This window comes from Methylomonas sp. PHL2-19 (assembly GCF_059331595.1).
On the sequence record NZ_CP196839.1, the window covers coordinates 4,825,058 to 4,846,455 of the forward strand.

At 54.7% G+C, this 21,398-nt stretch carries 19 protein-coding genes; 3 read left to right on the top strand and 16 right to left on the bottom strand.

The annotated features are described in order from the left end of the window. From ACR02O_RS22240 to ACR02O_RS22260, 5 genes are all read right to left on the bottom strand, one after another. The gene (locus ACR02O_RS22240) at positions 1 to 447 is read right to left on the bottom strand and encodes a hypothetical protein (protein ID WP_458138357.1); all 447 of its coding nucleotides are present in this window, start codon (positions 445 to 447) and stop codon (positions 1 to 3) included. A 72-nt stretch (positions 448 to 519) separates the two neighbouring features. Further along, positions 520 to 1,938, bottom strand: coding sequence for a phosphomannomutase (locus ACR02O_RS22245; protein WP_494522406.1), 1,419 nt, complete (start codon positions 1,936 to 1,938; stop codon positions 520 to 522). Positions 1,939 to 2,057: 119 nt separating this feature from the next. Beyond that, complete coding sequence (locus ACR02O_RS22250; protein ID WP_458138359.1) at positions 2,058 to 2,744, bottom strand: helix-turn-helix transcriptional regulator; 687 nt, start codon at positions 2,742 to 2,744, stop codon at positions 2,058 to 2,060. A gap of 51 nt (positions 2,745 to 2,795) precedes the next feature. Beyond that, positions 2,796 to 3,170, bottom strand: a complete 375-nt coding sequence (locus ACR02O_RS22255; protein ID WP_494522407.1) for a VOC family protein — start codon at positions 3,168 to 3,170, stop codon at positions 2,796 to 2,798. A gap of 81 nt (positions 3,171 to 3,251) precedes the next feature. Next, complete coding sequence (locus ACR02O_RS22260) at positions 3,252 to 4,757, bottom strand: helicase HerA-like domain-containing protein (RefSeq protein WP_458138361.1); 1,506 nt, start codon at positions 4,755 to 4,757, stop codon at positions 3,252 to 3,254. Positions 4,758 to 5,245: 488 nt separating this feature from the next. Between ACR02O_RS22260 and ACR02O_RS22265 the strand changes: the two genes are divergently transcribed. Further along, positions 5,246 to 5,986: a hypothetical protein gene (locus ACR02O_RS22265; protein WP_033156025.1), complete on the top strand. Its 741-nt coding sequence runs from the start codon at positions 5,246 to 5,248 to the stop codon at positions 5,984 to 5,986. Between the two features lie 202 nt (positions 5,987 to 6,188). Here ACR02O_RS22265 and ACR02O_RS22270 read toward each other — a convergent pair whose 3' ends face one another. Both ACR02O_RS22270 and ACR02O_RS22275 read right to left on the bottom strand, forming a co-directional pair. Then, positions 6,189 to 6,845 (bottom strand): thioredoxin domain-containing protein, encoded by a 657-nt coding sequence (locus tag ACR02O_RS22270; protein ID WP_319960356.1) that lies wholly within the window; start codon positions 6,843 to 6,845, stop codon positions 6,189 to 6,191. A gap of 192 nt (positions 6,846 to 7,037) precedes the next feature. Further along, on the bottom strand, positions 7,038 to 7,520 hold the full coding sequence (locus tag ACR02O_RS22275; RefSeq protein WP_033156023.1) for a YajQ family cyclic di-GMP-binding protein: 483 nt from the start codon (positions 7,518 to 7,520) through the stop codon (positions 7,038 to 7,040). A gap of 159 nt (positions 7,521 to 7,679) precedes the next feature. Here ACR02O_RS22275 and ACR02O_RS22280 point away from each other — a divergent pair, with 159 nt between their 5' ends. Both ACR02O_RS22280 and ACR02O_RS22285 read left to right on the top strand, forming a co-directional pair. Beyond that, entirely contained in the window at positions 7,680 to 8,222 is a 543-nt protein-coding gene (locus ACR02O_RS22280; RefSeq protein WP_415879854.1) for a hypothetical protein, read from the top strand. A 194-nt stretch (positions 8,223 to 8,416) separates the two neighbouring features. Continuing rightward, positions 8,417 to 9,271 (top strand): SIR2 family protein, encoded by an 855-nt coding sequence (locus tag ACR02O_RS22285; protein ID WP_033156019.1) that lies wholly within the window; start codon positions 8,417 to 8,419, stop codon positions 9,269 to 9,271. 39 nt (positions 9,272 to 9,310) lie between these two features. Here the strand turns inward: ACR02O_RS22285 and ACR02O_RS22290 are convergent, their stop codons facing one another. The 9 genes from ACR02O_RS22290 to ACR02O_RS22330 form a co-directional block, all read right to left on the bottom strand. Next, positions 9,311 to 10,234: a diguanylate cyclase domain-containing protein gene (locus ACR02O_RS22290; protein WP_319960353.1), complete on the bottom strand. Its 924-nt coding sequence runs from the start codon at positions 10,232 to 10,234 to the stop codon at positions 9,311 to 9,313. Between the two features lie 2 nt (positions 10,235 to 10,236). Then, on the bottom strand, positions 10,237 to 13,269 hold the full coding sequence (locus ACR02O_RS22295) for a hybrid sensor histidine kinase/response regulator (RefSeq protein WP_494522408.1): 3,033 nt from the start codon (positions 13,267 to 13,269) through the stop codon (positions 10,237 to 10,239). Between the two features lie 4 nt (positions 13,270 to 13,273). Continuing rightward, entirely contained in the window at positions 13,274 to 13,939 is a 666-nt protein-coding gene (locus ACR02O_RS22300; protein ID WP_494522409.1) for a YfiR family protein, read from the bottom strand. A gap of 153 nt (positions 13,940 to 14,092) precedes the next feature. After that, positions 14,093 to 15,181, bottom strand: coding sequence for a lipocalin-like domain-containing protein (locus tag ACR02O_RS22305; RefSeq protein ID WP_494522410.1), 1,089 nt, complete (start codon positions 15,179 to 15,181; stop codon positions 14,093 to 14,095). Positions 15,182 to 15,208: 27 nt separating this feature from the next. Continuing rightward, positions 15,209 to 17,245, bottom strand: coding sequence for a TonB-dependent receptor plug domain-containing protein (locus ACR02O_RS22310; protein ID WP_494522411.1), 2,037 nt, complete (start codon positions 17,243 to 17,245; stop codon positions 15,209 to 15,211). A gap of 273 nt (positions 17,246 to 17,518) precedes the next feature. Then, positions 17,519 to 18,595: a molybdenum ABC transporter ATP-binding protein gene (gene modC, locus ACR02O_RS22315; protein ID WP_458139195.1), complete on the bottom strand. Its 1,077-nt coding sequence runs from the start codon at positions 18,593 to 18,595 to the stop codon at positions 17,519 to 17,521. Positions 18,596 to 18,606: 11 nt separating this feature from the next. Next, complete coding sequence (gene modB / locus ACR02O_RS22320; protein ID WP_458138366.1) at positions 18,607 to 19,293, bottom strand: molybdate ABC transporter permease subunit; 687 nt, start codon at positions 19,291 to 19,293, stop codon at positions 18,607 to 18,609. Positions 19,294 to 19,589: 296 nt separating this feature from the next. Continuing rightward, a complete protein-coding gene (locus ACR02O_RS22325) occupies positions 19,590 to 19,904 on the bottom strand; it encodes a hypothetical protein (protein ID WP_033156012.1) in 315 nt (104 codons plus the stop codon). Positions 19,905 to 20,349: 445 nt separating this feature from the next. Next, positions 20,350 to 21,231, bottom strand: coding sequence for a LysR family transcriptional regulator (locus ACR02O_RS22330; protein ID WP_445367044.1), 882 nt, complete (start codon positions 21,229 to 21,231; stop codon positions 20,350 to 20,352). Positions 21,232 to 21,398: the final 167 nt, after the last annotated feature.

The window sequence follows — 21,398 nt, forward strand, 5'->3', positions numbered from 1 at the left end:
TTAGTTCAACAAATCCAGCGCTTTTGCCGCCGCTTTTTGCTTGGCTTTGCCTTTCACGGCTTTGACCGCTTCGCCGGTTGATTTCGGCGCCGCGTCGACTTTACCTTTCAACTGTTTTGCCGTTTCCTTACCAGCCTTCAGGGTTTCGGCCCCTTGCTTCACTTCGGCCGGCACGGCTTGTTCCAGTTTTTGTTGGGCAGCGTCTTTAACGGCTTCTTGGGCCTGGCTTTTCAACTGGCCCGGTGCATTTTCCACGCCTTGCTTGACTTCCTGGGCACGCTGCAATGCTTCGTTAGCTTGTTCGGCGCGCTGCACAGCGCCTGGGGCAACGGCTGTCGCGGTATCTTTCGCCGCTTGTTTGGCCACGCCTTCCAATACCGCCGACTGCGCAAACGCGGCACCGGAAACCAAGACTAAAGAACTGAATAAAATCGCTTTATGTTGCATGGTGTTACCCTCGTACTTAGTTGTTATCGAGATTAGACAATACTACAAGGAAACTTAACGGCGGATTAACCGCTAGCCGGCAATCCGTTTTAACGTCGAAGCCACCAACTCTTCCGCGCGCGCCATAGCGTCGGCCTCGGCGTAGCAACGCAATTCCGGCGCATTGCCGGAGGGACGCAGATGCACGATCTCGCCGTTGGCGAAGGTCAAGCGCAGGCCGTCTGTTGTATCGCGATTAACCGGAGCCCCAAGCGTGTCGCCCCATAGCCCGCGATAAGCGGTCTCATCGGCTTGCAATCGTTCCAGCAAGGCCCGGCTATTGGCGACCGGAAACGCCTGGATGCGGTCGCTGGCGGTGTAACGTTGCGGCAAGCCTTGCAGCAGCCCCGATAACTTCACCCCTTGGGTGCTCGCCATCGCCAATAAAGCCAAGGCCGGCAGCAATGAATCGCGTGTCGGCAACGGCGCCAAAACCTTGCCGTTTACCGACAAACCGCTCCCGGCCAAAAAGCCGCCGTTGGCTTCGAAGCCGGCCACGCTACCGCTATGCACATCCTCCATGCCGGCGATCACGTATGGCGAGCCAATCCGCGTGCGAACCACTTGCTTGAACCAGCCGGAGGCTTCGATGGCAGTATTGCAGCTCACCGGCGTCACCACGGTGTCGGCACCTAGGAATTTCGCGCACAGCAAACCAACAATGTCGCCGCGCAGCCATTCGCCGGTTTCGTCGCCGATCAAGGGACGGTCGCCGTCGCCGTCGGTGGAGATCAAAGCATCCAATTTGTATTCGGCGGCCCAGTTGCGGCCGCGTTGCCGATCCGCCTCGCCGACGGCTTCGGTGTCGATGGGCACGAAAGTATCAGTGCGCTCCAAGCCAATCACCTCAGCGCCCAGCTCGGCCAAAATTTCCTTCAACACATCGCGGGCGGCGCTGGAATGTTCGTAGACGCCAACCCGCCAACCGTTTAACAAATCCTTTCCAAACAAGCGAGTGTAACGTTGCTGAAATTGCGTCAACGCGGCTGGATTTACGGTGGGCAATTCGGCGGAAACGTTTTGCACATCCACCGTCGCATCGGTCATCGCCGCTTCGTCGGCTTTGCTGATCTCGCCGTCAGCCCGATAAAACTTGATACCGTTGCGGTCGAAAGGAATATGACTGCCGGTGACCATGATCGCCGGCAGACTGTTCGCCAACGCATACAAAGCCAGCGCCGGCGTCGGCAACACCCCACAAAAATCTACTTCGCAGCCGGCCTGCCGAATGCCGGCTATGCAAGCTTGGGCGATTTCCGGGCTGGACGGACGTAAATCCATGCCCAAGGCGATTTTTTGGCCGGGCTGCGCCAGATTTAAACCTTGGATAAACGCCAGTGTATACGCCGCACAGACTTCGCCGGTCATTTGCCTAACCAGACCGCGCGCGCCGCTGGTACCGAACGCCACGCCGCTGTCGGCCATCATTTGTTGGATGTTGATTGTTGTCATGAGCAGGATCAGTTGAGAGTCGATAAAATGAAAACACCGGTAAGAATGCCGGTTTAAACAGACATGATAGAGAAAACCTGGCGTTCGGCAACCCGAATCTTCACCTTAACCGGACAAGCTCACTGCGGCAAGCAATGCATCCGCCGAATAAAATCCTGCAAGGTTTGGCCGGCGTCGTCGGTAAACACTTCCTCCAGTACTAGCGCGCGCAGGATCCGGTCCAAGCGAAAGTTGCGAAAATCGCCACGCAGTTCGCACCAGCCCACCAAGGTCCAGACATTGCCCCAAAAATACAGGCCCAGCGGCCTGATCCGCCGCTGGCTGAACGTGCCGTCGGCACGTCGGTAATCCATGGACAGCAAACGCTTGCCATCCAGCGCCTTACGGCAAATATCCATGGTCACATCCAAATCTTCGCGTTGTGAAAAACGTAGCGCGAATAATTTGCTGCGCTCCAGTTGCTCGCGTAATTCCGCTGGCACTACCGCCGTCACCTTATCCAGTACCGACTGCGCGGAATGCCCCAACTCCTTACCGGCCCAGGTTTTCACCATGCGCGCGCCGATGACCAAAGCTTCCAGTTCGGCGGCACTGAACATGATGGGAGGGATATCCAGACTATGGCGCAGCATGTAACCGACGCCGGCCTCGCCTTCGATAGGAATGCCGGACAGGCTTAACACCTGGATGTCTCTGTAGATGGTGCGTTCGGAAACTTCCAGACGCTCGGCGAGCGCCTTGGCGGTAACCATTCGCCGGTTACGCAGGATTTGGACGATTTGAAACAGACGATCGGCGCGGCGCATTTGCAGAACGGGCAGTCAAGATTTTGAGACTGCCCGCTGTTTTAATTGCCGTTAAGCTTGGGAATAAAGGCCAACCCGATTACCTTCGCTGTCTAGCAACATCGCAAAGTAACCGCATTCGCCGTCGTGGATGGGGGTTTTCGGCATCAACACGCTGCCGCCGTTTGCCTCCACCTTGGCCAACGGCTCGTTCAAATCGGCACCGCCGTTGAAATACACCACCGCGCCGGTTGCGCTAGGTTGATAGTGCTCGCCCAATATCAACATACCGCTGACCGCGCCTTCTTCAGCGTCGAAAATCGCCATTTGATAGCCGCTCATTTCCTCTTCCTTGAAAGACGCATTCAAAATGTTGCGATAAAAACCCTGCGCGCGCGGCATATCGATGACGGGTAATTCAAACCAGGTTGCGACGTTGTTGATCATGATGTTCTCCTCGTTGTGGTTAAAAGAGCCGTCATCCTAAAACAGCCCTCCTGACAGCGTTATGTCAGCAATGTTTTCTGGTTAGCGCCGGCCACCCAACAGCGAGCCCAACACCCCGCGAATAATTTGCTTGCCCACTTCCTGACCGATACTGCGGGCGGCGCTTTTCGCGGCGGCTTCCAGCACGCTTTGTCCGCTGCTGCGGCCGCGCCGGGATTTGGTAGCGGCCCCGACGCCGCCCAATAACACTTCGCCCCAATTGAAACCGGATCCGGAATCGCCGCTTTCGCTAGCAGATTCGAGCGGCACGACTTTTTCGGCGCGGCCTTTGAGAATTTCGTAGGCCGATTCGCGATCAACCTGTTTTTCGTAATGGCCGGCGATGACGGAAGTATTGATCGATTCCTGCCGCTCAGCGTCGCTGACCGCGCCGACATGAGAGCTTGGCGGCTTGATCATGGCCCGCTGTACCGGCAAGGGCGTGCCTTTTTCATCCAGAAAAGATACCAAAGCTTCGCCGACACCGAGCTCGGTGATTGCAGTTTCGACATCCACACCCGGATTGGCTCTAAAGGTTTCCGCCGCCGCTTTCACGGCTTTTTGATCGCGCGGGGTAAACGCCCGCAAGGCGTGCTGCACCCGATTGCCGAGCTGGCCCAAGATCACGTCCGGAATATCCAACGGATTTTGACTGACAAAATACACGCCCACGCCTTTGGAACGAATCAAACGCACTACTTGCTCGATTTTTTGCAGCAGCGCGGACGGCGCGTCGTTAAACAGCAAATGCGCTTCGTCGAAGAAAAATACCAATTTAGGCTTGTCCAGATCGCCGGCTTCCGGCAGATTTTCGAATAACTCGGACAACAACCACAACAGCAAAGTGGCGTAGACACGCGGCGAGTTGTAGAGCGTGTCGGCCGCCAGAATATTGATCACACCCAGGCCGCCGTCGGTTTGTAGAAAGTCGTTAAAGTCCAACGCAGGCTCGCCAAACAGATTCTCGCCGCCTTCGTGCTCCAGTTGCAACAAGCCGCGCTGGATCGCGCCGACGCTGGCCGCCGAGATGCTGCCGTATTCACCGGACAACTCGGAGGCATTTTCGGATGCGTATTGCAGTAAGGCCCGCAGATCCTTCAAGTCCAGTAGCAACCAGCCGTTGTCGTCGGCGATTTTGAAAGCCGCGGTGAGGACGCCGCTTTGCACCTCGTTCAAATCCAACATCCGCGCCAGCAACAGCGGCCCCATTTCCGACACCGTCGAGCGCAAGGGATGGCCTTTTTTACCCAACACATCCCAAAACAGCGTCGGCATCGCCGCGTAGTCGGCGGCTAACCCCAACTCAGCCAGCCGCGCCTCGACTTTGGCATTGCCGCCCCCCGTCCTGCTGATGCCGGATAAATCGCCCTTCACATCGGCCATGAATACCGGCACGCCGATTTGCGAAAAAGCCTCGGCCAAGGTTTGCAAGGTGATGGTTTTGCCGGTACCGGTCGCGCCGGCTATCAAGCCGTGGCGGTTAGCCATGCTCGGCAGCAGACACAGTTCGGCAGTCTGGGATTTGGCAATCAGCAAGGGTTCGGTCATGGGCGTTTCCTGAAAAAAGCGACAAGGATAAAAAGGTCGCGCCACCATACCATGACCTGAATTGTTAGGTATAGGTTGGCATTATGTTCCGCCGCTGAAGCAGTTTGGTATCCGTAAAACAGAGGCCAGCCCCAGGCTTTCAGTATCGCCATCTATCAATGGGCAGAATACCTTTGTAATACATTTCTTCAAACCTTCACGGACCGGTAACTGTTTTGACTTAGACAATTCGTACGATTGCGCACCGACCAGAACTCTGCTAGGTCGCTGAGACAGAACTCACAGGAAGAAGCCTATAACTTTGTTTTTATTCGAGCTTATCTCGACCAAAGACGGGTAGCAGGTAGCTGGCAATGGACGCGGCAACGCATTAGACAAACCCCAAACATAATGCGGCCAGCAAACTTTAACCCGCTTCGATAAGCCGATAGGTAAAGCTATTGTGGCGGCTCGTTACCTTGTCTATTCATGAATTATTTAGAGATCCTATGAAAATCAAGACTTTGTTCCTGGCAAGCGCCGGGGTTATTTCAATGTTAAGCGGACATGCCTCGGCGGCATTAATTTCGTTGGACGGCAACGGCTTTACGGCCATCTATGACGATACGAATCTGGGCTTGTTTGGCGCGCCGACTTTATCGGGCGACGGCAAGAGCGTTTTATTCTCGCCGTTAAATTTTAAAGCCCAAGCAACCGGTACTCAGGGCACGGTCTTCGCCAACAGCAATGTGCAGTTCGATATTAGACCCGATGCGGATCTAAGTTTAAGCAGCGTAAGCCTGGTGGAAAACGGTGATTACCGCCTGGTCAATCGCTCCGGTAGCGTCACCCTGGCACCTTCGGTCGATGCTTCCGGTCAATTGCGTTTAACCAATCTGTGGAATGGCGTGGATCATATCGCGACCAATTTTTCCGCCGGTCCGTTGACAGACTCATGCGCCACATCGTCCGGCTGCCCGCTAAGCACTTGGTCGGCTGCCGCAACACTGGATACGCCTGTCGCATGGGGTAACGCGGATGTGCGTGTCAGGATTCAAAACGACTTGACCGCCGAAGCTTTCAATGTGGGTGATTCTGCATTGATCGAGAAAAAACAGTCATCACAAAGCCTGGTATTTACACCGTTTATTGAAGGCGGAACTACCGCAGTGCCTGTTCCCGGTGCGGTTTGGTTATTTGGCTCGGCATTGGCTGGCCTGATGGGTTTGCGTCGCAAAACAATCGCTTAATACAGTATTGCTACACCCCAGCTTAACGCTGCCTAAAACGGCGTGTCGGGCCAGCTAAAAAAACGTTAACAATAGACACGGATGTCGCCTTAAGATTTCTCCACAAGCAGCCGCCAGCCTTGTAACTGCTTCGTCTAAAGCCCCTTGCGAAAGCGGGCGCGGCATTCGCCGGTAGCACGGTCCTACGGAGCAGGAAAGGGAACTACAATAGCTTGAGAATATCTGTTTCCAGATCGGGATACGCGCCAAACCTGCATTGAACCAGCAAGCCTGCTCTATCAACCAGAATATAAGACGGGGTACCCTGTAACTGGAAAAACTCGAAGGTTTCGGCATGATAATCCAGGGTTTGTAAATATTGTTTTACCTGCGCTCGCACATGCGGTTGGCGTAAGCCGATGTCTTGTTCCAAATCGCTCAAGCGTTGGCTGATAAAAGCGTCAATTTCGCTTTCGATACTGCCGAATTCGCGCTTGGTCAATCTATCCATGGCTACCGGAAAATCAATACGATACGGCAACTTGCCGTCCTGTAGCAGTCCTCGCTCCGTTAAAACCCTCAAGGTTTCGCCGATCACCTCACCGGTCTCAACCAAACGTTTTAGATTTTGCAGATTATTTTTATCGAAGTCTTCAAAGGCGGTGGCCAGCCCCAGTACGGTCAAACCGCGCTCGGCATAACGTTGTTTTAACGCCAACACCTGCGGCAGACATGACAAGAAACAGCCTGGGCAGTTGACTTGAAACACCGCCACCAACACGACTTGTCCAAGCAATTGTTCGAAATTGACAGGCTGTCCCTGCACCCAGTCGGAAACCGATAGGGGCGGTACTTTTTGACCAATCATTACCGTTTTCATATCGCGCGCCCCCGATAGCTTTAACCAAGTCCCGACCAAATTTATGTTGCTCAGCGTCCGTCAACCAACATCATTAGCTTACCGGACGCCTTGTGCCAACCGAGAGAATTTAACTGAAAACTCCCTGAGGAATCCACACCCGCGGCACCATAGCTGCAACGCCGGATAAGCTCGTCGGCGTAATGGTGAGGACTAATCCCGAAAGTTATTGAATTGCAAAGGCTGCTCCAAATCTTCCGTGCGCAACATTTGAATGACTTCCTGCAAATCGTCGCGCTTTTTACCGGTCACGCGCACCTTATCGCCATTGATCGCGGCCTGCACTTTGAGCTTTTTATCCTTGATCAGCTTGACGATTTTTTTCGCCAGATCGCTACCCACACCCTGCTTCAAGGTGATGGATTGCTGAGCGGTTTTGCCGGTATCCTGAATCTTGCCGCTTTCCAAACTGGAAATATCAATGCCGCGTTTACCCATTTTGGCATACAAAATCGGCAACATTTGTTGCAGTTGAAAGGTCGATTCGGCTTTCATCAGGATGCTGTCTTCCTGCTGCTCGAAACAGGCATTGGAGCCTTTGAAATCAAACCGGGTGGAGACTTCTTTATTGGCTTGGTCCACTGCGTTGGTTACTTCGTGGCTGTCGAGTTCTGAAACGATGTCGAATGATGGCATAGCATTGATTTACAAGTATAAAAGTGGGGCAACTATAACGGCCTTAGCGGCTTTATTCAACTGCTATATGAGCGCCCAATGTCGATTGATGGCGCGTAAAGCCCACTTGTCGGTGGCCGGTTTAGCGGGTATCTTTAACTAACGCCGACGGAGATACCGATGAAAAACCCGACCACATTCACACTTACCCTGATCGCCTGCCTCAGCCTGCCGATAATGTCCGGTTGCGGCCAGGACCAAGCAAAATCAAGTACTCCAGGCAAAGCCGCGGTCAAACAAACCCTGCGAACCACATCGTTGCTCGGCGCGGTCAGCGACAACGCCGGACCGCTCAAAACCGGCACCGTCAGCTTACTGTCCGAAACCGGAAAAACGCTTGCCAGTACCGAGCTCAACAATAGCCAGCGCTATGAAATTCAAGTACCCGCCGGCACCGAGCTTCCGGTCGTTCTCAGTTACACGCCCGCCCCCAACGCGCCGAAAGACGCGCAATTAATCAGCGTGGTGATCCATCCCGACGCCAGCAAATACGACATCAACCCCACGACCACAGCCATTGCCAAACACGCCAAGGCCATGGGCGGTTATACCCATAACAATATGGTGCAAGCCGCGGAAAGTACCGCCCATGTGCCGGATGCCAACAAAACCACAGCCGGTTTTCGCGGCGATCCTACCACTCAGTATGGCGGCTGGCATTAACGCACTACCCCGGTAACAGTGGCAATTGTCGGGCTTACGACAAATCACCGCCAATTCGTACGGTTGTTACCGAAATCTCCTGCAGCCCGCTCCGGCCACATCTCAGCCACATCGGGGCTTGGTGGCCCATCCTGCTAAAGTGGATTGAATTTTGCTTCGGCTAAGCATTACTTTTCATTTAGTTGGGGCCAACCATGTCAAATACGGTATTTTCCGAAATTCTAAGCGGTTTGTACGATAACCAAGTCATTCCCTATCTGGGGCCGGGAGCGGTGTTCGACGCCAAAAGCAAACTGACGCAAGAGCCGATGCCCGCCGACAGCGACAGCCTGATTTTGGCGATGAACGGCGGCAAACCGATGGCGCCGAAACTGATGTACGAGTTTCCGCGCGCAGCGATGAACCAGGAGCTGAAGCGCGGCCGCAACTATGTATCGCAGTTTCTTGACAAAACCTACGGACAAATTCAATACACCCGCGCATCGATGCACGACTGGCTGAAAGAATGGCGGCCCAAATATGTGATCGACATTAATCGGGATACCCAATTGCAAGACAGTTATGCCGACGAAGAACACACCTTGATTGTCGGCGTAGCCCGCATCGTCGCTACCGCCTTTCGCTTCAAAATTTATCATTACGACGGCAGCCAATATTTCGAGATTCCGCAGGAACAAGTCGATAGAAATCTGCCGATTTTGTTTAAACCGATGGGCACGCCAAAACCCGAAGCCAATTACATCGCCTCCGATGCCGACTATGTGGATTACATCACCGAGCTGATGGGCGGTTTCGCGATTCCGGACTTTTTAAAGGAGTACCGCAAAGGCAAAAAATACCTGTTGTTGGGTTTGCCGCTCAATCGCGATTCCGAGCGGATGGTGATGAGCGACATCACCTATGGCGCCGACGAACATAGAGGCTGGTTTTTAAGAAAAAACCCTACCGACAAGGAAAAACGCTTTAGCGCGAAAATGGGCTTTGAACTGATTAACGCCGACTGCCAGGATTTCCTGCAATCGGTGCAAGCTTCGGCTGTGGCCGCTTAAAACAAATCCCGCAGCTCGGCCAGCGAACAAGCGGCCGAGCTAAACGGTCGAATAGCTTCCGCGGGCGCCGTTTCGACCGTTTTCTTTAGCCAAATACAACTGCCGATCAGCCTCGTCCAGTAATTCGGACGGCAATTGTTGCAGCGCCGGCACCACCACCGCAAAACCGGCGCTAATCGTCACCCAAGGCGAAACGCTGGAGCGGGTATGCGAAATGTGCTGCGCTTCAACACGCCGGCACAGCAATTCGGATACGCGCTGCGCGCCTTCAATGTCGGTTTCCGGCATCAGCATCACAAACTCCTCCCCGCCGTAACGCGCCACCAAATCGCCGGAGCGACTCACCGAAGCCGCCAATATGGTGGCCACCTGCCGCAGACAAATGTCGCCCGCGCCGTGGCCGTGGCAATCGTTATAGGCTTTAAAATAATCGACATCCACCATCACTAAAGCCAAGGGCAACTGATTGCGCTGCGCGCGCTTCCATTCGTTTTCCAAGACCTGATCGAAGCGCCGGCGATTGGGTATACCGGTGAGGCCATCCATCCAGGCCATCGCTTCCAACATGTCCGTCATCCGTTTCAGGCGGATATGATTGCGGATCCGCGCCTTAACCACCGGCAAATAAAACGGCTTGGTAATGTAGTCCATCGCCCCCAAATTCAGCCCGTATTCTTCGTTGGTCGCCGCGTTCATAGCCGTCACAAATATCACCGGGATTGCCGCAGTTTGCGGGTCGCTTTTCAAACGCCGGCAGACTTCATAACCGTCCATGCCCGGTATCATCACATCCAACAGGATCAAATCGGGCGGACCTTGCCGGTCGATGGCCTCCAGCGCCGCCTCGCCGCTGACCGCCACCTTGATGCGATACTCGTCGATCAAATTTTCAGCCAACACCTGAATGTTGGTCGGCGTATCGTCTACGATCAAAATCAAGGGCTTGGAGATCTCGGCAGTCATGACTATCCTCTGTTTTGTCGCTGTGACGCTATCAAGGCCAGCAACTCCGCCAAGGTCACTCTAGCCTGACCGTAGTCGATATTGCCGACCTGTTTTTCTATTTTTTTTATCAGTAGCCGGGTTTCCGGACAAGGTAGCGCGGCCTTCAATTGCTCGATCAAATCATTGGGGACAAAATCGCTACCTTCCAACAAGTCGCGCAACTGGCCGGCCAACTCGTCTGCCGCCGACCAATCGGCGGCTTGATTCTGTAGCTCGGCAACGGCACCCATAGCGGTGAAATCGGCAATCGTGTTCAGGGTGGCCGTCAGACTGGCCTCGCATGCGGGGAGGCTAGCGTCAAACGGCATACCGACATGCAAAGCTTCCTCCAAGTTCGCCGCGGCCCGGCTCAGTTCTACAGCGCCAAGCACGCCGGCTGCGCCCTTCAAATTGTGCAGTAAATCAACCGCCTGCTCGGTTTTTCCGGCGCCATGCAACGCTCTGAGGCGTTGCATGGTATCGGCAAATTTATCTCGAAAGCACTCGAACAAAAGTTGCAATTTATGGCTGTCCTCGCCAATCATAATCCGAATATACCCCATATCGAATCCAGGCAGCTCCCTGGATAGGCCGGAGACTATAGACTCCGGTTTCGGCGGCACCGGCTCGACCGACACACTGCGTTCGGACGGCTTTATCCAGCGCAACAGGGCAGCCATCAAAGTCTGCGGCAACACCGGCTTGCCTATATGATCGTTCATGCCGGCAGCGTAACAATCGTTGCGCTCACGCTCCTGCACCGCAGCCGTCATGGCAATGATGGGCAAATCGGCAAACCGCGCATCCTGGCGGATCAGCCGGGTCGCTTCGATACCGCTCATCTCCGGCATTTGTAAGTCCATCAGCACCGCGTCGTAACGATTTTTCCTGACCGCCTCCACCCCTTCCCGGCCGTTGTTAACCACGGTGACGCGCAAGCCGGAGCTTTCCAGATATTCTCTGGCTACCATTTGGTTGACCTCGTTATCCTCCACCAACAAAATGCGCGCCCCGCGTATCGAAGCGGCCATACCCGCCAACAGCGGCCGGCTTTGTTCATTGCCTTGCTCGGGATTGCCGCCCTGCAAGCGCGTCAAGGCTTCCAGCAAGGTGGATGGCATCACCGGCTTGACCAAAATATCATCGGGTACCGCATCGCCGGCCGCACTTAACAATTTCTCACGACTGAAAGCAGTCACCATAATCACCACCGGGGCGTTGCGGATTTCGGTGCGGCGCACCATCTCCCGAATCTCCCTGGTGACCTGCACACCATCCAGACCGGGCATTTTCCAATCCAGCAACACCAATTCGAAGTCCCGATCAGCGTCGTTGGCCGCGCGCAGCGCTTCCAAGGCTTGTGCGCCGGATGCCGCTTCCTCGACCTGAAAGCCCCAGGCCAGCAAAATATCGCGCAACATCTGCCGGGAAATGTCCAAATCATCGACGATCAACACCCGCATGCTTTGCAGATGGCCGGGAATTTGTCGGGCTTTCTGCTCGGACGGAAACGGCAGCAGCAGCGTAAACTCGAATAGGCTGCCTTCGCCAAGCTGGCTCTGCACGGCTAAATTACCGCCCATCATTTCCACCAACCGCTTGCTGATGGTCAATCCCAGCCCGGTGCCGCCGAAGCGGCGGGTAATCGAACCGTCGGCCTGGGTAAAGGCATGAAACAAATGCTCGAGCTGCTCCGCAGACATGCCGATACCGGTATCACGTACCGAAAAACTCAAAGTGGAGTAGCCGTGGGTTTTTGCCAACTGGGAAACTTTGATATGAATTTCCCCGGCCTCGGTAAATTTCACGGCATTGCCCACCAGATTGTTCAATATCTGCCCCAAGCGCAACGCATCGCCAATCAAGCGCGGCGGCAAAGCGGAATCCAGTTCCAGCACCAGTTCCAAGCCTTTTTCCTCGGCGCGGACGATGAACAGATTCAGCACATTCTCCAGCACATCCTCCAAACTAAACGCTTCGGCCTGCAATTCCATGCGGCCGGCTTCGACCTTGGAATAATCGAGAATGTCGTTGGTAATCCCCAGCAAGGCCAGCGATGAGGTGTGAATTTTCCGCAGATAATCGCGCAGCTTGGGCGACAGATCGCTGTTCAAGGCCAAATCCGACAAACCGATGATCGCGTTCATCGGTGTGCGGATTTCATGACTCATATTTGCCAGGAACATACCTTTGGAACGCGAGGCCGCTTCCGCTTCGTCTTTGGCTTGCAATAATTCTTCGGTACGCTGCGCCACTTCGGCTTCCAGGCGGTCGCGATGCCCGGTAAGGGTTTCATCGCGCAATTGGATCTCGCCCAACATGGTATTAAACGCCTGCACCAAATCGCCAATCTCGTCTCGGTCGCGCTGCGCCACCCGCAAAGTGTAATTTTTATCCTCGGCGATAAGCCGCGCGGCCGTCGCCAACTCCTCAATCGGTCTGGAAATGATGCGCTGCAAGCGGATTGCCAACAGATAAACCAATATCAGCGCCAGCCCCGCCGCCCCCAAACTCTTGCCTAAATCGACCAGTTGATCGTTCCATTGCGCGGTGAAATCGGCTTGCAACAACACATAACCGACCAACTCGGTATTTTTGATCACCGGCGTGAATAGCTCGGCGCGCCGGCTCCAGAAGTTGGTGCGCAGTTCACGGAACGGCCGGCGAAAGTCACTGGGTACATCAATATTCGCCGTTCCCCGGCTCCATGAAGCGAGTACGCTGCCATCGACAGACACCATCCAGGCCGCATACAGCTCCGGCCGGTCTTTCAACGACTCCAGCAAACGGCTGGCTTCGGATTTATCGGCAAACACCAACGCGGCTTGGCCGTTTTCGGCCAACACGTCCGCCAAACTGGACAATTCGTGCAATACGCTGCGATAGCGGCTCACCACCGAGCTAACCACCATCACCGATAGACTGACGAACAGGCATACCGCACAACTGAACATGATGATGGACACCAGTTTGCGCCGCAGAGACCAGTCGGCAAAATTGGGCAAAACGCGCATCACACTATCTCCCGTAAACAATGGCGGCAATATTCAACAGTTGGCCGGGCAAATGCAGCCGGGCGTTACGAATCGGTTCCAGATTCACTTCAAATACCACCTTGTTTTCGCGAAACAGCAAGCTGATACCGCCGCCTTTTTCGGCAAAGTCGTCGATGTCGGATAGGGTCAGCACCGGCGCATCGCCTAGTGCTTTTAAGGTCACCACAAAGTGAGATTTCTCGGAGCTGCCGAGAAACAACAGATGGCACGTAGTCAAGTCGGGATCGGTATTGTTATGTTGGACAAACCGCAAAATGCGTTCGCCAGCCTTGCGCCCGTCCAGGGCTTGCAACTCGCTGTCCAGCGCGCTATTGCCGACCACACACAACAAAATGTCCGCACCAGGCGGCAATACGTCGGCGGGCCATTCCACGAATTTGGCAAAATTGTAGAGATAAGCGGCTTTGATCTGCGCCTCCGACAGGCTGGCGGCCGGCAATACCTGCCAGCCTGGCACCACTAGGCAAAGACAGGCGAAAACCCATTGGCGCGCCAGATAGCGTCTGGATTGCGGCGCGAAAAAACGCGGGCGCAGATAGTTTTTGACAATACCCCGCATCACGCCCATCGCGTCAGCTAAACGTTTCTGTCCGGCCATTTCGGAATGTATGCGAGATCCTTTTTGCATCGGGTTTTGGTTAAGAACCGTCCGGGTAGCTTTACGACGATGTGGTTTGGCGGAAGCCGGCAATCAAGTTTGTGAAAGTAGAAACGCAAACCCCAGCAGTCCTGTCGGGGACCGGCTTGCGTTTCTATGCTTGATGTCGAATGATTTAATAGTTTAACCGCCTCGGCCGGGGCAACGGCAAAAACCGTTCAATTCTACGTAGGCATTTCCGGCGGCGGCACCGGCTACGCTACACGCACCTTCCCAGTATGTGGGCCCCACCCAAAAAGTATGCTGCGCGTGTAATTCCTGGTCCAGCACCAAGGGCTGCACGGTAAATTTTTCGCCGCGCACCTCGACTTCCCAACCGGAAGGATAGGTACAGCCGGTATTCGGACTGACCCATTCGCCCAGCACGGTAACCGTAAATTCGTGTGCCGCCAGCGTGACGGTTTGCCCTTGGGCATCGGTAATCGAGCCGGATTTTTCGACCGACGTGTCGCTGCCCTTGAAGTCGAACAACATGATTTGCCGGTTGTCATCGAGTTCGATCGCAAACCATTGCCAACCTTGCAGAATGGCTTGATAGAGTTCGCCGTATTGTCTGTCGAACCAGCTGTTGCCGGTGACTTGAAAAGTCTGGCCGCCGATACTGATAGTGCCGGTGGTCGCCATTTTCGGCCGAGAATAGTAATAGGTATAGCCGCCGAAACGATAGGGATGCGGATCGCCGCCGTAATGTAATGCCGGCGGCTGAGTGGCATTGAGCTCCAGATCCAGCACATAGTCGCCGACTTGCGCGTGCAAGCGGTCATGGCCGTCGCCGCCAACCGCCGTCACTTTATTGTCGGCGCCGGAAGTCAGGTTAAAGCCGTTGGGAATGCGCTTGGGCAGATGGAATTCAACGAACTCTTCGAACGAGAAACGTTGACCATTCACATCGGTCACCGCTGCTTGCACCAGCTGATCGCGAAAAATCACCAAACTGTCGAACGAGAAAAACACGATTTCGAAGCCGAAGCGGCGGCCGTCGTCGGTGAACAAATGCCCGGTCCAATACCACCACTGCACTTGTTCACTGGGTAAAAACGCATCGTCGGCCGGTAATTCGACCGGGCCGATCAGCCCGCGGCGCGGCAGGAACAAACACGCGAGCACGGTTAATACTAACAACAGCCAAGGCAATAAAGGCGGCTTCAGCAGGCCGACAATCAACACAATCCCGGCAATAATCCAGGGCAATTTTTTCCAGAGCTTACGCATGGTCGATACTCTTTACGGGTTGAAAAATCAAAAGCGCCAGCTGAGTTTGCCGTAGATCGAGCGCGGGACTTCCACCGCGCTACTCGGCAAGGACAGTGCGGATGAATCCTTATATTCGGGATGGCTGGGCGAGAACAGGTTTTGGGCGATAACGGCAAACTCCACACCGTTATAGGGTTCGTAAGCCAGTCTGGCGTCGAAGGTGGTGTAGGCCGGTACGGCCTGGCTGTTGGAATGCAAGCGGCCGACATGCCTGAGGGTAAAGTCCAACTTGATTTTTTCCGGCAAATCCATCTGCCAGCGCAAAGAGCCGCGATGGCGAGGACTCAGACCGGCGATATCCGGATTGAGCGGGTCCTGGGGGATTTCCATTTTCAGGTGGCTGTAATTGCCGCTGAAGCGCATCCAATCCAACACATGCCATTCGCTGGCAATCTCGATGCCGCGCGTGGTGAAATCTTGCTGGGCGTTACTCCAGATCAAAGACTGGGTCAGGCCCACCAACTCGCCGCGGCGGAACAGCACCAAGTCGGAATAATGATTGCTGAAGGCGGTAATGTCGGTGGAGAATTTTTCGGTCCATTGGGTGCGGTAACCGATTTCGGCGGCAAAGATTTTTTCGGCGCGCAGCTTGGGGTCAGGCTGCGCGATAACTTGAATCTGATCGAAAGGCGCCGGCAAACCGGTCGGTACGCCACCCAGTCCCACATTGGCCTGCGCTTCGCCGCGCGCCGGCGTGCGCGACGCCCTGGAAACCGAGGCCCACAGCGAATGCACCTGATCCGGCGTCCACATCAGGCGGGCGTTGGGCTGCACTTGGGTGTTACCGAAATGGCTTTCTTCCAACTTGGTACCCAACGTCAAGCGCAAGGTGTTGTCGATCAACGTGATGTCGTCCTGCACGAACACGCTGCCGTTGTGGTAACCCAAGCTGTTGGGCGTAAAGGCGATGGCCGAGGTATTGACCGTGGTACTGTGAATGAATCGGTAACTGGCGCCCCACATCAAATCGTGGTCGGCATTGGGATGCAGGCGATGCTGAAAGTCGATGTCCACCATATCTTGACTGTCGGACAACGCTGCGGCGCTGAAAGCGACCCGGTCATAATAGCCTTGCAGCATGAATTCAGAACCGTCGCTGAAATTACCTTCCCAACGCGCCAGCAGGTTGGCGCCGTCGGCATGGTCGTCGAAGCTGAACTCGCGGTTAAACGGCGGCAGCACCGTTTGCGGCGTGACGGTATTGCCTATGGTCTTGCGGTAAACATCGCCTTGTATCGTGTAACGGCTGTCGTTGGAGATCCGGTCATCGATACGAAAACCGCCCTGCACCGAGCGCCAATCGTCGTGCAGCCTGTCTCCGGCCGCATTAACAAAAGTATCGCGTTCAAAGGTTTTGGCGTACACCCGGTAACTGCCGTCGTCGCCGATACGGCCACCGTGCCGGTAACCGGCAAAGCCGCGCTCCTGATTGCCGCCACCGGCCACGAACAAATTGCCTTGGGTGTCCTTGGCCTTCTTGGTAATGATATTGATCACCCCGTTTACCGCGTTGGCGCCCCACATCACCGCGCCCGGTCCGCGGATGACCTCGATACGCTCGATGTCTTCCATCAGGGTGTCCTGCAAATCCCAGAACACCCCGGAAAATAAAGGCGTATAAACACTGCGGCCGTCCATCAGTACCAGCAATTTATTGGCATAACGGCTATTGAAGCCACGCGCGGTCACCGCCCAGACACTGGCGTTGATTTGCGCTACCTCAAGACCGGGCGCCAGGCGCAGTGCGTCGGGAATACTGGTGGCACCGGAACGGCGAATGTCTTCCTGACTGATCACGAACGCCGCCGCCGCGGTATCGGATACGGTCTGCGATTTTCTGGACGCCGAGGACACTTCCATTTGCATCAGTTCGTTGATGGAAAAAGCTTCGATATCCGGCGCGTTATCGGCTACCGCGCTACCGAAGATATTGATGTTAAGCGCCACACCGAACAGGAACAGATTTAATCGATTCGTCGCTTGTGTTTGATACCGGCCAGTCAGCCATATCGTTGATTTCATTTTTTTTATTATTTTGAGGTGACAACTATTTTGACGAGGAGGGCCGTCGGCTATCCATCCAGCGATACCTTCTCCGGCAAACCGTTTATCAAGATAGTCGCTAAATGCCGATAAGGCGTCCGCAACGCGCCAACATCGACAAATTCATTGCGTTTTTTGAGGGCTATCACATTTCATGCGGCGGAATTGCGCACCAGCGACAAGTAATCGGCTCGGCGCTAAGGCAGCGGGCAGCGCAATTTGCAGCCGATCCGTAAAAGTGAGTGGTAATCCTTACCGAACTATGGAAGTACCCTTGATTTGTACGTAGACGGCCATACCTGGCTGCACATCTAACAACATCGCCGATTTTTGGGTGATATGCGCCAATAAAACCTCGTCGCCGACCGCCAGTTGCACGACGGTTTGGCCTTGCCCCATTTCGCTGAGCGCCAGCACCCTGGCCGGCAGAATATTCAGGATGCTGGAGGCTTCCGGCGGTTGCAGGGTAATACTGACGTCGCGGGCGTAAATTCTGATTCTCACCGGGCTACCGACCGGCATGTCCAAATACGGCAAACTCAAGCTGCCGCCGGCGAATTCGGCATGGCTGAGATGATATTCGGCTTCGTGGCTGATCAACTTGCCCTGCCAAACGCTGGCCGCTTGCCGGTCCAAAGCCATGGGGCCGTCCAGCCGAGTCAAGGTTTCTGCCAACGGCCCGCACGCTACTGCTTTGCCGGCAGCCATCACCAATAGATGGTCTGCGAGTTGATTGACCTCTTGCAAGGAGTGGGTGACGTACAGAATCGGGATTTGCAGATTCTGATGCAAGCCGGTCAGGTAAGGCAGGATGTCCTGCTTGCGTTGCTCATCCAGCGCGGCCAGCGGCTCATCCATCAACAACACATCCGGACTGGCGGCCAAGGCCCTGGCTATCGCTACCCGTTGCCGTTCGCCGCCGGATAAGCGGTCCGGCAAACGCTCCAGCAACGGTCCTATCGCCAGTAATTCAATCGCTTGCCCCAGGGAAAACAGCCTATCTTTAGTTCGCAAACGCCGCACGGCATAATCCAAATTACCCCGTACCGAAAGATGCGGAAACAGGTTGGCTTCTTGAAACACATAGGCCAAATTACGGCGATGGGTGGGCAGAAAAAAATCGTGTTCACTGTCTTGCCAAAGCGTTGCGCCGATTTTCAAAAAGCCCTGCGTCGGCCGTTCCAAGCCGGCGATGCACCGCAACAAGGTGGTCTTACCGGAACCGGAATGACCGAACAGCACCGTCACGCCGCTGGCGGGCAGGTTTAAATCGACATCCAAAGCAAATTGGTCATACGCCAAGCGCAGGCGCGCCTGAATGCTGGGCACTGGGGACATAATCATTTCAAGGATTGCGTCAGCGTTTGGGTTTGTTGGCTGCTGTACAACAGCAGTAACACCAAGAAAGAAAAGATCAGCAAGCCGCCGGCCAGCCAATGTGCCTGGCCGTATTCCAAGGCTTCGACATGATTGTAAATTTGCACGGATACCACGCGGGTCTTGTCGGGAATATTGCCGCCGACCATCAATACCACGCCGAATTCGCCGACGGTATGGGTAAAACCCAGCACCCCGGCAGTTAAAAATCCCGGCTTCGCCAATGGCAGCGCCACGCTGAAAAACCGATCCAGCGGTCCGGCTCCCAAAGTTGCGGCGGCTTCCAATGGCGCATCGCCCATTGCCACGAAGGCGTTCTGCAAAGGCTGCACCACAAACGGCAACGAATACAACACCGACGCCACCACCAAACCACCAAAGCTGAACGGTAAAGTGCCGATACCCAGCGATTGGGTAAATTTTCCCACCAGCCCGGCCGGCCCCATCAACACCAATAAGTAAAAACCCAATACCGTCGGCGGCAATACCAGCGGCAATGCCACCACGCTATTGATGACGCCTTTCCAGCGCGAGCGGCTGCGCGCCAACTTCCAGGCCAGCGGCGTGCCCAATAATAGCAAGAGTAAGGTAGCCAGACTGGCCACGCGAAAGGTCAAAAACAAGGTATCGAGATCGGCGGCGTTTAGCATGCAGGCTTGGTCTGAGTGACGGAAAAATCGCTACTAGGCGACACATCTGCCGTCTATTTTCGCTAATCGGACGGGTAGAACGCCAGCAAAATACGCATTGGCTTTTAGAAAAACTGCTGGTATGACGGGTATCGGCAACATAGGCGCTGCTTGGTCAGCGCCTGGCCTGATTCTCAATCAAGCCCTATTGATCAAGGCTATGCCGTTTGGGCTGAGCTTGTCGAAGTCCAGGCTGGTGCGTCCTTCGACAGGCTCAGTACCCTCAGGAACATCAAGGCGACCTTAACAACCAGGGCTTACTTTCCAATAATCTGCAAACGGTTTTCCAGCTTGGCCGCCACCAAGGCATCGTAATGCCGTTGCAGCATCGAATCGGTTGGCCGCGGAAACAAGGTTGCCTCAATCTCGCTTTGCAATTGCGTCAAAAAATGCCGCTTGAGGACCGAATCCTCGGGCAGTCCCGGCGCTGAACCACTGACATCGCCCGCTGCTTTGCTAGCGCCGCTGGATTTAACGGACTTTGCATAAGCCGACAGCATGCAACCCAAGGGCGCGAATGCGCAGGCCGCCACAATCAACATAATCAAACCGACCCATATCACTTCACTCATCTCATCACCTTAATGACATTGCCAAAAAATCGGCGACAGGCTTTGGCACGCACCTGACGCCCTCTTGAAAATCCCAATGGTTTTCAATTGACCCGCAGCAATATCAATGCCATGGAACACCACGCCCGCAAGCCTGGAAACACAAGGACTTTCAGGGATGTGTCACAGTTTGTATGTATTGTTTTGAGACAGTGATGCGACAAGATTGCAACATTCGGAAAACATTGTCAGCAATGCAATGGCAGAAGTGTTTACGGGGCGATGCCTTCCCAATCACTACGCTTAGTTCCAAGGCTAAACATTCCGCTAGTAGCTTAATGGTTTCTTATAGCACTTCAGGCATTGCCAGTGCCTCGGTAAATTGGCATGCAACCTCACCACGCATGTCCATTCTGCATCATGCCTTGCTGCTTGTTGTTGAAACCTGATCAACCTCCGAAACCCTTCATTCAGATGCGTTGGCCAGTAAATCCTTGACTAAAGCATTCGGGAAACGCCGGCTCGGCGTGATGGCATAAAAACGCTCGCGAATATCCGCGATACGGTAGCGCTCCACCAACAGGCCTTGGCGTAATTCATCCAGCACAACCACCGGCGGTACCAGAGTCAAATGTCCCGATTCGCGCGCCAGCAAGCGCAGCATCGCCATGTCATCGACTTCGGCCACCACAATTGGCCTCACGCCGGCTTGTTCCAGCAAGAAGTCGAACGCGGCCCTGATTTCGCTTTCAATGCTCGGTAACAGCAGTGGTCTGCCATGCAGATCCTGCGGAAATTGAAACGGCAGATTGTCGACGCAGGGTTTACCGACCAGGCTGACCGGCTGTTCGTCCAATAGATGGCAATGCCAATTGGTTTGCGCATCGCGTGGTACCGGCCGGTTGGATAACACCAGATCGATGGTATGGGTGTGCATTTGCGCCAGTAATTCGCGCAGGCTGCCGGAATGCAACACCAGTTCGACATCGCTGCGCTGGACCAAGGAGCGGACCAACTCCAGTTGAAAATTACGCGACAGCGTAGACACCGCACCAATCCGCAATAACTGCCGTTCGCCCGCCGAACGGCCATGCATCAAGCTGATCAATTCATCCCCAGCTCGAAAAATGGCGTTGGCATAATCCAAGGCAATCCGCCCGGCTTCGGTTAATTGCAGGCGTTTGCCCTCACGCTCGAACAACTTTTGCCCAAATGACTCTTCGAGCTGACGCAATTGAATACTCAGTGCCGACTGCGACACATGCAAGCGCTCAGCCGCCCGCGTCAGATTGTTTTCGTTGGCGATCATCCAGAAATAGCGCAGATGGTGATAGTTCAGCGAGGCCATTTATACATTAATAAAAAAGAACGTTTAGATTAAAGACATATATTGGATGAATTAATAGCCGATTGCTAGCATGACCCTACCCTCAACACATCGGAGATTCTCATGAACCGCACTATCCGCTGGGCAATCTTAGGTATCGAACAACCTGACAGTAACGCTGCATTATT